The organism is Comamonas sp. GB3 AK4-5 (assembly GCF_041320665.1).
Taxonomy (GTDB): Bacteria; Pseudomonadota; Gammaproteobacteria; order Burkholderiales; family Burkholderiaceae_C; genus Comamonas.
Window position 1 is genome coordinate 3,946,118 of record NZ_CP166730.1, and the last position, 15,295, is coordinate 3,961,412.

Below are 15,295 nucleotides of genomic sequence, written 5' to 3' on the forward strand. Positions count from 1 at the left end.
AAGCCGTTGCCTGCCGCCGTCGCCCATAGGCAGCGCTGAAATGGGCTCAGTCCGGCTTTCTACCTGCAGGGATGCTGCGGCCAACGGCCATTTCCTTGGCCGGTCAAATCGATTTGGAATAGCAGTGAAAGCCAATGGAGGTGCGCTTTCTGCGCCGCTCTCTGCGGACTTCCTGAGGGGCTTCCACGGAAGGCGACATCGAAAGCTCGACCTTGCCCACCGCCACGTCAAACACCACCGAACAAGCCCCGTCTTTTCGGCTGAAATACACCAACGTTGCATCACAGCAGCCTTCGAAGGCGCCCAACACGATCTGCCCGCCCTGCTCCTGGAACACGGCTCTGGCGCTTGCACCCTGGCTCACCACCACCCTGTCACCCAGCTGGATCGCCTGCCCCACCTGGGCGGAGAAGACCTTGCCGTTGCGCATGATCCGCACCCCTTCGCTGCTTTCAATCAGCATCGCGTCGGGCTTGTCCTTTTTCAAGCTGGCCAATGGCGGCGAAGCGGCAAAACATGCACTCACAGTTGCGCCTCCTTGCGCGTTGTTTCGGCCTCGGCAATGGAGCGGCCACGGGGGCCCGAGCTTTCGATGCAGTCGATCGACAGGCGCTGGTAGTTGGCATCTTCGGTGACGGGGGGCAACTGGTAAGAAGCCTTGCAGGCCTTGCCCTCCCACTCCACGGTCAGCTCTCCTTGCTGGCTTTCCGCCGGGAGCATGACCAGCACACGGCCTCGGGTATCGGTCAGGCCAATGCGCTTGCCCCACAGGCCGACCTGGGCCCCAAAAGGAAAAGGCTTTCCTTCGGCGGTGCGCAGCTCGAACTGGACGCGGCGCCCCGTCTCTGCCTTGAAATGCGCCACGGTCATGGCGCCACGTGTGGGCACGAGATGCTGCGCAGCGTTGTCAAAGTCGACATTCTTGGGCGCACCACGCGTATCCAGGCTGACCAGGTTGGTGCGATAGGGGTTGGCATTCGGGATCACCGCGTAGCCATTGGAGCCGGTTTCCACGCCGGCATAGCTGGAGATGCCCACACCGGGCACCGGCGGCTCCACCTTGGCCAGGATAAAGGTTTCCCCCAGCGATTGGCTGACATTGACGCCGCCGCCGTGCGCCACCACCGAGCCGGCTGCGGCAAAGCTACCGGAGTGGTAGCCGCTGCCGTAGGAGTAGCCAGCGTCCATGCGGGCAAACGATGTCAGCATGCCCATGGAGGCTGCAGCATTCGCCTGGCCTTCGGCCGTGCGGCCACCGGACACCATGTAAGAGATTTCGCGCTCCGTGGGCAGCAACCCGGAAACACCGGCCTGCACCGACGTTCCATTCTTGTCACGGCTCAGGTTGCTGAATCCCTGCGGAGCCTTGGCATGTCGGCCCAGCGGGATATTCAGCGTCAGCATCAGGCTGTGGTTGTTGCCACTTTGGCTGCTGCCATAAGTGGAATAGATGTTGCGCGAATAGGTGTAGCCCAGGTTGTAGCTGACCTGGCCCCAGGTATTGCCATAGCTCAGCGACAGACTGCGCGCATTGGCGCCGCTCCAGCCCTTGTCAAAGGAGCCGCTGAAGTACAGATTGCCCTGCCCGATCTGCTGCGCCAGGCTGATATCCAGGCGCTGGCGCGAGGAACCTTGCCCCCAGAACATCCCGGGGCCGAACTGTGCTTCGCTGGCCAGCACGTGATCGCTCAGGGTTCTATAGCCCTGGCTCAGGCTGCGCTGAAGGTTGACGGAAATATTGGAGCGGCTGCTTTCGATGAATTTGCCGTAGCGCATCTTCAGACGCTCGCCACTGGCTCGCTCGCCATGCACGCTGCTGCTGGAGTGCGTCCCGTCCACGGAGATGGCACCCCAAGCGGTGTTCAGCCCCACGCCCAGAGAATAGGCACTGAAGCCTTCGGAGGCATTCAGACCCATGGCCAGCGTGGTGCTGGTGTTGAGGCCATACAAGGCCGAGCCGCTCAGGAAACTCGGCTTGGTCTGCATGTCGTTGTTCAGGCGCACCTGCCCCATCGCGGCGTCGTATTTGATACGGCCTTCACGCACCATCAAGGGCGGGCTCGAAAAGGCCTGACGCAGCGTGCGCCGCGTGCCATTGGCTTCGATGATGATGATCTCCAGGTCGCCGCTGCCGCCCGAAGGAGAAAGGTCTTGTATCTCGAAAGGGCCTGCCGCCACATTGGCGCTATAGATCAGATAGCCGTTTTGGCGCACCTCCACGGTGGCATTGCTTTCCGCCGTACCGCGAATCACCGGCGCATAGCCTTGCTCGCTATCGGGCCGCATGGCTTCGTCCGAGATCAGTTGCGCGCCCAGGAATCGCACGTTGTCAAACAGCTGCGAGCGGGTGTAGCTCTCGCCCAGTTGCAGCTGGGCGCTGAGCTTGGCAATGCCGCGCTGCGCATAGGTGTTCTGGCTGGTGAACTTGGTGGACTGCCCGCTGCCCGAGGTCACATAGGAGTTGTTGCGCACGCGCCAGGCACCCAGGTTGGCCCCCATTTGCAAGCCCGCGCTGATGCTGTTGTTGGAGCCTTCACCATCTGCCTTGTCCTGGCGTACGTTGACGTTGTAGTTGAGAAAGCCCGCACGCTCCCCATCGTCCCACAGCGATGGGTCCACATAGCCACGGCGGCTGACGGCCAGATAAAGCTGTGGAATGTCCAGGTTCAGGCGCAGGTTTGCCATGTCATAAACCGCCGTGGCACCGGGCACCCACTCGGGCAGGCGCAGGCAGCTTGCATCGGCATCCGGGGTCTGCGGCAGCTTGTCAAAATCCACCCCCATCTGCAGCAGCATTTCGGGGGTCAGGCAGGGCTCGACTTCACCCGTCTGCGGGTTATGGCTGAACTCAATATCACGCCGGCCCACCAGCAACTGGTTGACATGCAGCTCCGTACGCTGCACGCCTTCAGGCACACCGCTGCCGGCCAGCAAGGCCTGCAGGTCCGTCATGGACGCGCTGCCATACAAAAAGGCCATGTTGAAACTCTGGGAGATGGCGCCACTCAAGGCCGCCATCTGCACCACGCCCGGCGACTCGGGTGCCTGTGCTCCCGCCAGCAGCGCCCCGGCAGCCACAGAGGTGTTGGGCAGCACCAGCTCGGCCACCTGAATCACGTCCGCAGGCAAGGATGCGGATTTTTGGAGGGAATATGCGCCGGCATCGGCGGCCGCGACCTCCTGCTGGCCTGCTTCCAGCGCAGCCCAAGCGGCAGGCACCATCACAAACGGCAGCACGCCCACGCAAACCGCCTGGAGCAGTTGCTGGCGAACCGTCAGCGAAGAGGAAACAACAGCGTTTGGGGACATGGCTCTGCGCAATGGGGACGAAAGAGGGAACAACGCGGTGCGCAGCACCTAGCTGTCCTCGGACTCAGGCCAGGGAGGCATTCGTGATGCTGATCCGTGATGTGTCGTTGCTGCGCCCTGCCGCTGGGATGGGTAGGGAGCTGCTTGCAGCTTTCAGTGCATCCGGCGAGGACGCTTTGGCTGCTTGGCGCGTACCGAATTACTTGGCCGCAGACTCCACAGCCTTGGCCTGCGCCTTGGATTCACCGGCCAGCTGGACCTCATAGGACTCGGCACTGCCGTAGTCACTGATGGCCTTGAAGCTGAGCTTGGTATTGCCTGCCAGCGCAAACGGCAGCAGGCGGGTCTGGCCGGGCTCGACCATGCCCGGGCTTTTCAGCTCCTTGCCGCCAACGCTCTGCAGCAGGCTCATGGACACATGAAACGCGCTGGGGTTGTGAATCTGCAGCATGGACGCACCGTCCTTTTTCACCACAGACCATTGCAGGTCCGTCGGGGCCTGCTCTACCGTCCCCGGAAGCCCGGATGGACGAAAGAAAAGTTTGATTCGCTGGCGTATGGCGATTTGCAGATGGTTCTCTTCATCGCTGGCCTGCGGGATTTCCTGCACATTCAGCCAAACAACGGTTTCCCTGTCGCGAGGCAAATCATTTTTGCCACCCGCATAGAGGACACGCATGACCTGCTGTCCCTGGGGAAGCATCTTGGCCAGCGCCGGGCTGATGGCAAATGGCAGCTCTGCGCTGTCATTTTCAGAATTGGTTTCCAACCAGGATTGAATCAATACGGGAGATTCTTCATTGCGAACGACAATGGAGGCCTCTTGCTGTTTTTCCAGCAAGACCATACGGGTAGCGCTCAACGATATGGACGCCAATGCACTGCTGGCATGCAACATGGCTGCTGCAGTCAGGATTGCCGAGAACGTTTTTTTCATTGTTGAGGCTGCCATTATTTTTCTCCGATGATTCAAAATAAAAACCTTGGCAGGCGGCTGAATGTCCTGCCAAGGTTGACCAGGCCTTACTCGTAAGACAGGGTGTAGGCCACGGTGGCCTTGGCCGCACCGGCCTTCACATCAGCAGTCGACTTGCCGGCTTGCAAGGTGTAGTAAGCCGTCAGCGGGATGCTGAAAGTGCTGCTGCCGTTGTCAGGAGCGTCCACGGTTGCCATGCCGGAGGTGAAGTCCAGAACGGTGTCGTCGCTCACCAGCATGATCTGCACGCCCTGCGCGCCGCCGGCCACGGCAATACCCTTGCCCACGCGTGCCGAGGGCTTCAGATCCAGCGAAACCTTGGTGCCGCTGGCGCACTCGACGTTCAGGTCGATGTTCTTGGCAATGGTGCTCAGCTTGCCGCCAGACACTGCGGGGTTGGCTTCCGTGCCCAGCGTTTCAGCGGAGTGCGGGCCCATGGAAACCAGCATGTTGGCGCCCGAAGAAGAAGCTCCGGTGCTGGTCACCTTGCAGGAGTCCGCCGTGATGCTGCCTTCGAAGGTGATGGTCCCTGTCGCGCCGATAACGGGGGCAGCTTGTGCGCCGGTGATGGCAAAGGCGGAGAAAATGGCCATGCTGATGAATGATTTTTTCATGATTGAACTTCTCTTTTATTAAATGAATCGGCAAGCCTTTTCAATCTGGACCACAAGGCCATCCAAGGCTTATCGGCATATGCTTTTATCAAGCACACCGCCAGTGTAAAAAAGAAGATATGAAAATAATCTAGGAAAATTCCTAAAACCAAAATCCTAGAAATAAAATAAAAATCCCAAAAAAATAAAAAGTCAAATATCTTTAACAGAATAATTTCAGAATATTCTTATTTGACAAATTTTTATAATTCATAGCATGAGAGCATGCAAAAAAATAGCACTGGGCTACTTCCGGATCCCCAGAAGCCCCCGCGCATGCTCAACTTGCTGCTGCAGATGTTTGTCATCGCACTGATTACCTGCTCCATCATGGCAGTGGGTGCCTATGTATATGCGTCGGTGATGAGTACTGTTTCAGAGTACCGCAGGCTTTTGAATTCCGGTGCCTACAACGCGCAAATGTTCCTGAACCAGCGGGAGATGCTGCTGCGCTCGCTCGCAGCATCTGCGGTGCGGCCTCCCCCACCGTCCGCGCTGCGTTCTGCAGACCTGTCAGACAAAGTGGCGCCACAGCTGATGCTGCTGCCGTTTCCTTCACAGAATCAAGGCAATGATTGGGCACTGGCACTGACACCACGCCTGCACAGCGGCATAGAGCGCTCGAATGCGCGCCTGATCTTCAGCGCCCCCTCTCCCAACCGCAGCTATGCGCTGGAAAGCGACGCCAGCGGCAAGCTGCGCTGGGTGCCGCGCGAGCCGGAGCTGGTGTGCAGCATCCTGCATTTCGCCAACCTGCCTGAAAACGCCAACCACCCCGTGGTCTGGCTGCGCCAGCCCGGGGCCCGCGAGCGCATGGCCGTTTACGCCCCGATTGACCGCAACGACACCAGCAACGGCTGGCTGGGCATGGAGCTCAAGGATTTGCACCAGCTGCTGCTGCTCCAGCAGCCTTTGGAGAGCAACTACACCTTGATAGACAGCCACGGCAGCGTGGTGCTGCAAAGCCCCAATGCCGCCAACCTGGATGCCATGGAGCTGCATCAGGAGCTCGATCATTTCGGCTTCTCCGGCCCTGGGTGGATACCGCAGCACATCGTGTTGAGCAAGTCCATTGGCTCGGGTGGTCTGCGCGTGATTTATTCCATTCCCATTCGCCAATTGGTGCACGACAGCAAAGGTCGGCTGTACAAGGTGGCCTTGGCCGAGCTCATTTTCGTGGCTTATGTGCTGCTGGGCGTGCACGCACTCAGGCGTTTGTTTTTTATCCCGGCACAGCACCAATATGAGCAGCTGGTGGACAGCGTGGCACTCAACCGGGAGCTGATCACCGCAGCCCCCGTGGGACTGGCGCTGGTCAGCAGCGCCGAGCACAGCGTGTTGCGCGAGAACCCGCAGGCACGCGACTGGATAGAGCATGACCCAGGCTGGACCAGCCGCCTCGCCAAGCATGGTGCGCAAAGCATGCACAGCGATGTCGACCTGAGTGATGGACGCATTGTCCACGTCACCTCTATCGCGCTGACTTACCGTGGACAGCCTATTTCGCTGTGCACCGTCACCGACGTCACGGCACGCAAGCAGGTGGAAGCCTCGCTGATCAATGCGCGCCAGCTGGCAGAGGACGCCAGCCGGGCAAAAACCCGGTTTCTCGCCACGATGAGCCACGAGATCCGCATTCCCTTGTATGGCATCACCGGTGCAGTGGAGCTGCTGGACATGACAGAGGTCAGCGCGCAGCAACGGCACTACCTGGGAACCTTGCGCCGCTCCATGACCACGTTACGCCGCACGGTCGACGATTCGCTGGATCTGTCCCGCATCGAGGCAGGCCATGTGGAACTGGTGCAGCAGGATTTCTGTCTGCTGGAACTGGCGGATGAGGTGATTTCTGCTTTTGCGCCACATGCAGAAAGCAAAGGGCTGCGTATTTACGCCATTGTCGAACCCATGCAGGAAACCCGCTTGCATGGTGACCCACAGCGCATACGCCAGGTGCTGGACAACCTGATCAGCAACGCCGTCAAATTCACGGATGCGGGGCAGGTCGTGCTGCGCATCAAACAGCTCACGGCCGACAGCAGCGCACCCACCATCTTCTTCCAGGTCAGCGACACCGGCATCGGCGTGGAGGCCGAGCTGATGCCGCGCCTGTTTGATCCTTACTTCCGCTCCGACTCCGTGCAGGCCCAGCATATCCACGGGACTGGCCTGGGACTGGCCATTTGCCAGCATCTGGTGAAATTGATGCACGGCAGCTTGCGCACCATCAGCCAGCCGGGTCTGGGCACCAGTATTTCTTTTTCACTGCCGTTGCTGCCCGCCTTGGACAGTGGCGGGGTTCAAGCGCCTCGCCTGGAACCCGGCCCTGTCTATGTGGACGGTCTGCTGCCCGATGTGGTGCGCAACCTCTGCCAATGGCTGCGCCATTGGGGCGCGCTGGCCATTGCCTACCAGGGGCCCCAGCATGTGCTGTCTCCACATGGTGTTTTGGTCCAGGCATGGCCGCCATCGGGGCAGACACCGGATTGGTCTGGCCCGAGCGTCCTGGCCAGACCCTCCCCTGGAGCACCAGGGAACACCGAGAGTGTGGCCCCGGCCTATTCGCTGCGCGGCATCGCCGAAGCCGTGCAGCGTGCCCAGCAGGGACGGCCGTCGTTTCAGCAACCGCACCGACTCATCGGCCAGCAGCCGCAGCTGGGGCTGCGACTGCTGGTGGTGGATGACAGCCCTATCTGCCAGCAGATCTTGCAGGAACAGCTGGAAGCATTGCATTGCAGTGCCATCGCTGTGTACGAAGGACGTCAGGCACTGGGCCGCAATGACCTGCGGAACTTCGATGCCGTCATCGTCGACCTGAACATGCCCGGCATGTCGGGCTACCAGGTGGCTTCGGCTCTGCGAAGCCACGGCTACACCAGACCCATTGTGGGCATGACGGCCAATGCCTGGCCGGACCCCCAGTATCTGTGGCAAGCCGCCGGGATGAACAGCCTGCTGATCAAACCCCTCAGCCTGTCGATGCTGCACGAGCAACTGCAATCCATCACCAACAAGGAGACACCCCCTCATGCTTGACAACTACCACATCCTCATCCTCGATGACAGTCCTGTGCAATGCATGCATGTAGCGGCCATGTTGAAGGAAGTCGGCTTCAGCCGCATTGTTCAAGCCCACACGGCGGGGGAAGGTCTGGAGCGCATGCGACGGCAACCGGATCAGATCGTGGTCCTGGACCTGGACATGCCCGATACCGATGGGGTTCAGTTCATCGACCGAATTGCCAGCTGCGGATTCACGCCCATGCTGGCCATCTCCAGCTCGCACTCACGCCGCATTGTCAAAAGCGTCAGCCTGATGGCCAAGGAGCGCGGCTTCCCCGTCATCGGACATTTCCCCAAGCCCTTTTCGCTGCAACACGCCCATCAGCTGCGACGCCAGTGCCTGGCCTTTTGCGAAGCCAATCTCGATGCAGCGCCACAGCCTCCCGCGCTCCTGGCCCCCCTGCCTGCCGCACCGGATGCGCTGTGGAACATCGACATGCTGCGCCAAGCGCTGCGTGGAGACACCATACAAGGCAGGTTTCAGCCCAAGATGAGTCTGCACACGGGCCGCATCGTCGGCGCCGAGGTGCTGGCGCGCTACATCCCCGCGCATGGTCAGGAGACCCTCCCCGAGTTTTTTCTTCCGGCGGTTCGCCAACATGGACTGGAGCAGGAGCTGCTGTTCAAAATGCTCCATGACGGCCTGCAAGCCCACTGCACCTGGCGCAAGCTTGGCTACCACGTCCCGGTTGCGGTGAACCTGTCCGTTCCCCTGCTGCAGATTGCCGACCTGCCCGACCGCCTGCATGCCGTGGTGATCGCTGCCGGCGTCGCGCCTGGCAGCGTCACCTTCGAGCTGCTGGAGGACGATGCCGTCAACGCACCCAGCCTCTATCACATGGGCGCGAGCCGCATGCGCCTGAAAGGTTTTGGCTTGGCCCAGGATGATTTCGGCCGCGGACACAGCACCATGTACAACCTGATCTCCACCCCCTTTACCGAGCTCAAGATAGACCGGGCCTTTGTCAGCGGCGCCTGGAACGATGAAGTCCGTTCTGCCGCCCTGATGTGCGCTGTCACGCTGGGCAAGGAACTGGGCTTGAGTGTGACCGCCGAGGGGGTGGAAACCCAGGAGGACATGGACCTCATCAAACGCATCGGCTGCGATTATGCTCAGGGCTTCTTCATTGCGGCAGCAGTCAACACCGCCCAGTTTTTTCGCGTGCTCGAGCAGCCATCGACCATGGTGTGAACCACTTCCCCTGGTTGCTCCGGCCGGTCTTTTGCACCAAAGCAAGCAAGTTCCTGGCTAACCTGCGATGCTGGTGGTCACTATCACCCCCAAAAAAACCAGCTTCATCGACGCTATCCAGGGATGCCGAACACCTCTTTCAACGTCATCACACGGCATTTGCGCCGGCAAAGTCTGACCATACTCGGCAGCATCGTCATGATGCTGGTGCTTTGCGGCTTGCTACTCGCTGGTGCGCAGAACATCATCGAGCGCAAGCGCGACGCCTTGACCGACGACTTCGCCAACACCGTTTCCTACGTGCAGGAGCAGGAGCAATTCCTGCTGCAGCTCCGGGTCCAGAACGGACGCCTCACGTCGCTGTTCGACTCCCGCAGCATCCGGCCCGGCGCGGAAGGCCAAGCCAGCCATGTCGCCCTGGATCGCAGCCTGTATAGCGGCGACCTCCCTTTCTCCGTCATAGAAGAGACGCAAACCAGCAGTGAGAATCCGGCACCGCACCAGGTCTATCTGTCGCTGGGCCGCTATCTGGCCGACCACTATTTTTCATTCTGGGCCTTCTCCTACTTTCCCTCTCCCAGCGTGATGCTGCTGAATGAAAGCGATGACGTCCGCATCAGTGTTCCTGCCATCAGCGCACCGGGGTTTTCAGAGACCATGCGCTCGCAGGAGTTCGACCAGATTCTGTCGTTGATCCGCAAGCAAACCCAGGCAGCGGCCAGCAGCGCGCTGCAGCCGCCTTTGTCTGCACAGAGCACACAGGTCCTGTGGATCGCCATGCCCGGCCTGCCCAACAAAATGCTCGCTCTGGTGTCTGCCAATCTGCCATCGCAGGCATGGCAGGAGGCCATAGGGCATCGCCCGCAGACCTATCTGGCCTCTTTGATGAGCCGCCAACGCCTGAGCACGGCCGATGATGTCGAGCCTTTTGCATTCGAGAACGATTTCTGGCTCAGCCATGCCGAGCAAGGGCTGCTGCTGGGGTCGCCCGACCTGCCACAAACCCGTAGCGATGGATTCACGCTGACCGCCAAAGGCTTGGTGCTGCGCCTGCACAGCCGGCAAGGAGACTGGACGGGCCATTACCTCATCGGCTACGGCAGCTTCTTCCGGTCCAGTGCCTGGTGGCTTCCCGTGATTGGCCTGTGCATTGTGGCGCTGGCCCTGCTGATGGGGCTGGGCTATATACGCTGGTACCGACACAGCGTCATTGACCCTGCCCAGAAGGCCCAGAGCGATTTGCTGGAAAGCGAGTCCTTCAATCGCACCCTGATTGACACGGCCCCCATTGCGCTGTGCCTGCTCACACGCAGCCAGGGCGAGGTGGTGTTTGCCTCCAGCCAGGCCCAAAACTGGCTGCCGCTTGCACAGACATCGCTGCTGCCGCACCAGCCCGATCTCGAGACCGTGCGCAGACAGATCCTTCACGCCACACAGCCAGGCGTCATCGAACAACTCGACCTGGAAAACGGCCGCAGCCTGCATATTGCCTACGCACCCACGCGCTACCAAAAGCAGGACGTGGTGCTCTGCGCCATCACCGACCTCACGACCCGTGCGGAAGAGCAGCGTGCCTTGGAGCGCGCCAAGACGGCCGCCGACCAGGCCAATGAGGCCAAGACCACGTTCCTCGCCACCATGAGCCACGAGATTCGCACCCCGCTGTACGGGGTGATTGGCACGCTCGAGCTGCTGGCCCTCAGCAAGCTGGACCGGCAGCAAAGCCTGCATGTACAACGCATACAGGCCTCCTCGCAACTGCTGCTGCGGCAAATCAGCGACATATTGGACGTCAGCAAAATCGAAGCGGGCCAGCTGCAGCTGGAGATTGCCCCCTTCGATCCCCGCGAACTCGTTCAGCAGTGCACCGCGTCCTATGCGGCCATGGCGCAGCAAAAGAAGCTGCTGCTGTTTTCCTGCATCGACCCCGACATCCCGGAGCAGTTGCTGGGCGATGCCTCCCACCTCCGGCAGATCCTCACCAACCTCATCAGCAACGCCATCAAGTTCACGCAAGTCGGCCATGTCATTGTCCGCCTGCGTCTGGTGCAGCATGCAGGCTCGCAGTGCCTGCTGCGGCTGCAGGTGGCCGACACCGGCATGGGCATCACCAAAGACCAGATGGCCGAGCTGTTCACCCCCTTCTACCGTGCCCACACGGGCAAGCACACGGTTGGGGGAACCGGTCTCGGTTTGTCCATCTGCAACCGCTTGGCCCAGCTGATGCAAGGGCAGCTTCAAGTGACCAGTGAGCCCGGTCTGGGCAGCAGCTTCACGCTGGAGCTGAATCTGCTGCGCAGCAGCGCCGAGCCCAGCCAGCCACCGGATCTCCAAGGGATTGAGTTGCTGGTGCGCACCCCCCACAAGGAGCTGTCGGAGCATGTCTGTCGCTGGCTGAACCTGTGGGGCGCCAAGGCCCAGATCGCCCAAAGCGCCCTGCCTCCGGCAGCCGATGGACTGTGGCTGCTCGACCTCCTGATGCCCGCCAGCCAAGCACCCTCTGCAGACTGGCGCCCGCGCTACCTCAACCTGCCGCCCAGCACCATGCCCTCATCCCACCCAGACATCGACAGCTACAGCGTGGACAGCATTGCCAGAGGGCTGGAGCGCCTGGCGCGGCAGCGCGCACCGCAGGCACCCGCTGCACCGGACACCTTCGCCCTCAGCTCTCCATTGCATGTACTCATCGCAGAAGACAATCCGATCAACCAGGCCACGCTGAGCAACCAGCTGGAGCAGCTGGGTTGCACGGTCAGCATCGCAGGCAACGGCGAAGAAGCGCTGACGCAGTGGAACATAGAGCCGCACGACCTGGTGCTCACCGACGTCAACATGCCCTGCATGAATGGCTATGAGCTCACGCAGCAACTGCGTGCCATGGGGGTCAGCGCGCCCATCATTGGCGTGACGGCCAACGCCATGCGTGACGAAGAGCAGCGCTGCATGCAAAGTGGCATGAATGCCTGGTTGGTCAAACCCATAGAGCTCAAAGACCTGTACAAACTGCTGTGCCAGTTCACGCCGCAGTCCACAGAGAATGCGCGTGCCCTTGAGCCTGCGACGGCGGCTGCAGTGCAGCGCCAGCAGATGCTCTCCATCCCAGTGCCCGAGCAATACCGCAGCGTCTTTCGCAGTACCATGCAAAAAGACATTGCGCTGTTCGGGCAAAGCCTGCGGGAGCGCGACATTGCAACGGCCCTTCAGAAGCTGCACCGCATGCGGGGCGCTTTGGCCGCAGTCGGCAGCCTGGAGTTCGCCAATTTTCTGGGGCAACTGGAAGACAAGCTCTCCCAACAAGGCTGGGAGGCTAATATGGCCGATCAGCTGGCTGTCGCACATGACATGCTGGAAGAAATGCTGGCCAACACCTAACACTCCGATACCCAGGATTTCTGCATATAAAGATTCAGCAACGTTATGCAAAAAATACGTGTCATCATCGCCGATGACCATCCTTTGATGGTCATGGGAGTCAAAGATTTACTCGCCAAGGATGCCAATATCAGCGTTGAGGCCGAAGTATTCACGCCCACAGAGCTCTTCAATCAGCTGGAAAAATCCCTTCCGGATGTGGTCATTACCGACTACACCATGCCCGATGACGAATGCTACGGCGATGGCATCAAGTTCATTCAACTCCTTCTGCGCCGCTTTCCTGAAGTCAAGCTGATTGTGCTGACCATGCTGTCCAATCCCCTGATTATTTCCTCGCTTTACGAAGCCGGTGTGCAGGCAGTCGTGCTGAAAAAGCACAACCTCAATGAAATCAACCGCGCCCTGCATATGACGAGCATGGGCATCCAGTATTACCCACCAGGCTTTCAAAAAGAAATGCGTTCAGAGCATGGCAGTGCGGTGCAAGAGCGTATCAAAAACCTCTCCCCCAAGGAGTTTGAAGTCCTGCGTCTCTTCTACCAGGGCAAGACCGTCGGTGAAATTGCCGAACACCTGAACCGCAGCATCAAAACCGTCAGCACGCAAAAAACCACGGCCATGCGCAAGCTGGATGTGAAAAACAACCAGGACCTGATCACCTTCTGCATGGAGCATGGGCTTTTTCAGCACTGAACACTGAAACTGCTATCGACTCCCGTCTTGCGCAAAAGCTTCAGGTTTTCTTCTGAAATTTTTCTCCCCTTTCCGCATCAAATTTCCGGAAAGCATAAACACGGGAATCAACGCCATGTGTTGCCAATCTCGGGCATCCCACCCCGGAGGTTTGCCTGCTCATATATGAGCACCGCAAAAAATATAAATATTTGATATGCGTGATGCCGGGCGAAACCAAGGCCGTGGTCACCTTCATGTAGGGCTACGCCCTGTCGTGCGTTTCTGACATACCCAGAATATGTGCCCAACCACACCGTCCGTCGGACGCTCGACATTTCCTTACGTATACTCTGAAAGAGACCCTTCATCTCTGGCCAAGGTGACCATGTTGCGCATGCACAGAGCGCCCACGCAGCAAGACTGCAGGCCGCTCCATGCACCTGGAGACTGGCCACATTGCGTGGCCTGACCAGACATGCATTCCTGCACCACCGGATGGACCGGCTCACGCTCGCTCCCCAACCGCCCACGAAAACCGCCTAAACCGCGTTTTGCCCAGGAGGAATACATGCACCCCGCCCAAGCCCCCCAATTCAATCTGCCCTGGACCCTGGGCCGGATACAGCCCCAGGCCTGCAGCTGCGGCAGTGTGGTGTGCCACCTGCTGTGTGAGCGGGTAATGGCCGATATGTCCCGGCGCATGTTCGTCGGTGGTGTGGCCGCCACGCTGGCACCTTTTGCCGCGGCCGCCCAGCCTGGCAGCGATGCCAAGGAAAGCCCCAAGCAAGGCCCGCGCCCGCTGCTGTTCACCAATCTGCGGCTTTTCGACGGTTCGGGCAAGGCCCCCCGCACCAGTGTGCAAGTGCTGGTCGAAGGCAAGCTGATCACGGCCCTGCCCTCTGCAGCGGAAAAGGTCGAAGGCGCCCAGGTGATCGACTGCCAGGGCAAGCTGCTGATGCCCGGGCTCATCGACACCCACTGGCACACCATGCTGGCCGCCATCCCCCAGACCACGGCCATGACGGCCGATCTGGGCTATCTGTACCTGGCTGCGGCGCAGGAAGCCAAGCGCACGCTGCTGCGCGGTTTTACCTCGGTGCGTGATGCGGGCGGTCCGGCCTTTGCGCTGAAGCGCGCCATTGACGAGGGCATGGTGCCCGGCCCGCGCATCTACCCCAGCGGGGCCATGATTTCCCAGACCTCGGGCCATGGCGACTTCCGCCTGCGCAGCGAAGTCCCCCGCGCAGCCAACGAGCCACTGAGCCTGGTGGAACGCGTGGGCGTCTCCATGATTGCCGATGGCGAAGCCGAGGTGCTGCGCCGCGTGCGCGAGCAGCTGATGCTGGGCGCCTCCCAGATCAAGATGCTGGCCGGCGGCGGCGTGGCTTCGCTGTACGACCCGCTGGACAGCACGCAGTTCTCCGAACGTGAGCTGCGTGCCGGCGTGGAAGCGGCGGCGGACTGGAACACCTATGTGATGGCCCATGTCTACACCCCCAAGGGCATACAGCGCGCCATCCGGGCCGGCGTCAAGAGCATCGAGCACGGCCAGCTGGCAGACGAAGCCTCGGTGCGCATGATGCGCGACGAAGGCGTGTGGTGGAGCCTGCAGCCCTTTCTGCAGGACGAAGACAGCAATGCCTACCCCGACGCTGCACGGCGCGAAAGCCAGCGGCAGGTGGCCCAGGGCACCATCAAGGCCTATGAAATGGCCCAGAAATACGGCATCAAGACCGGCTGGGGCACGGACATTTTGTTCAACCCCAAGAACACGGCCACGCAAGGCCGCCAGCTGGCCAAGCTCACGCGCTTTTATGACCCGCTGACGCTGCTGAACCAGGCCACGGGCAAGAACGCCGATCTGCTGGCACTGTCGGGCGAGCGCAACCCTTACCCCAAGGCCCTGGGGCGCATTGTCCCCGGCGCATTCGCCGATCTGTTGATTGCCGATGGCGACCCCTCTGCCAACCTCGACTTCCTGGCCGATCCCGAGCGTAATCTGCGTTTGATCATGAAGGATGGCGCCATCCACAAGAACACACTCTGAGTCAC

Annotated in this window: 9 protein-coding genes and 1 pseudogene; 5 read left to right on the forward strand and 5 right to left on the reverse strand. The window is 60.5% G+C overall.

All coding sequences use genetic code 11. The features are described from left to right. Positions 1-103: 103 nt before the first annotated feature. The 5 genes and pseudogenes from ACA027_RS17690 to ACA027_RS17710 all read right to left on the reverse strand — a co-directional run bounded on the left by ACA027_RS17690 (position 104) and on the right by ACA027_RS17710 (position 4,899). Positions 104-487 (reverse strand): hypothetical protein, encoded by a 384-nt coding sequence (locus ACA027_RS17690; protein WP_370679511.1) that lies wholly within the window; start codon positions 485-487, stop codon positions 104-106. Positions 488-522: 35 nt separating this feature from the next. Next, complete coding sequence (locus ACA027_RS17695) at positions 523-3,309, reverse strand: fimbria/pilus outer membrane usher protein (protein ID WP_370679512.1); 2,787 nt, start codon at positions 3,307-3,309, stop codon at positions 523-525. A gap of 199 nt (positions 3,310-3,508) precedes the next feature. Next, positions 3,509-3,760, reverse strand: a complete 252-nt coding sequence (locus tag ACA027_RS17700; protein WP_370682619.1) for a hypothetical protein — start codon at positions 3,758-3,760, stop codon at positions 3,509-3,511. A 126-nt stretch (positions 3,761-3,886) separates the two neighbouring features. After that, positions 3,887-4,261 (reverse strand): annotated as a pseudogene (locus ACA027_RS17705) (fimbria/pilus periplasmic chaperone); the annotation flags it as partial. 71 nt (positions 4,262-4,332) lie between these two features. After that, positions 4,333-4,899, reverse strand: coding sequence for a fimbrial protein (locus tag ACA027_RS17710; RefSeq protein ID WP_370679513.1), 567 nt, complete (start codon positions 4,897-4,899; stop codon positions 4,333-4,335). A gap of 315 nt (positions 4,900-5,214) precedes the next feature. On the opposite strand from ACA027_RS17710, the gene ACA027_RS17715 reads away from it, so the two are divergent. From ACA027_RS17715 to ACA027_RS17735, 5 genes are all read left to right on the forward strand, one after another. Then, positions 5,215-7,974, forward strand: coding sequence for an ATP-binding protein (locus tag ACA027_RS17715; protein WP_370679514.1), 2,760 nt, complete (start codon positions 5,215-5,217; stop codon positions 7,972-7,974). Beyond that, entirely contained in the window at positions 7,967-9,193 is a 1,227-nt protein-coding gene (locus tag ACA027_RS17720; RefSeq protein ID WP_370679515.1) for an EAL domain-containing protein, read from the forward strand. The genes ACA027_RS17715 and ACA027_RS17720 overlap by 8 nt, the downstream gene beginning before the upstream one ends. Before the next feature lie 123 nt (positions 9,194-9,316). After that, a complete protein-coding gene (locus ACA027_RS17725) occupies positions 9,317-12,565 on the forward strand; it encodes an ATP-binding protein (RefSeq protein ID WP_370679516.1) in 3,249 nt (1,082 codons plus the stop codon). Positions 12,566-12,610: 45 nt separating this feature from the next. Beyond that, the gene (locus ACA027_RS17730; RefSeq protein WP_370679517.1) at positions 12,611-13,261 is read left to right on the forward strand and encodes a response regulator; all 651 of its coding nucleotides are present in this window, start codon (positions 12,611-12,613) and stop codon (positions 13,259-13,261) included. Between the two features lie 550 nt (positions 13,262-13,811). Then, positions 13,812-15,290 (forward strand): amidohydrolase family protein, encoded by a 1,479-nt coding sequence (locus tag ACA027_RS17735; RefSeq protein WP_370679518.1) that lies wholly within the window; start codon positions 13,812-13,814, stop codon positions 15,288-15,290. Positions 15,291-15,295: the final 5 nt, after the last annotated feature.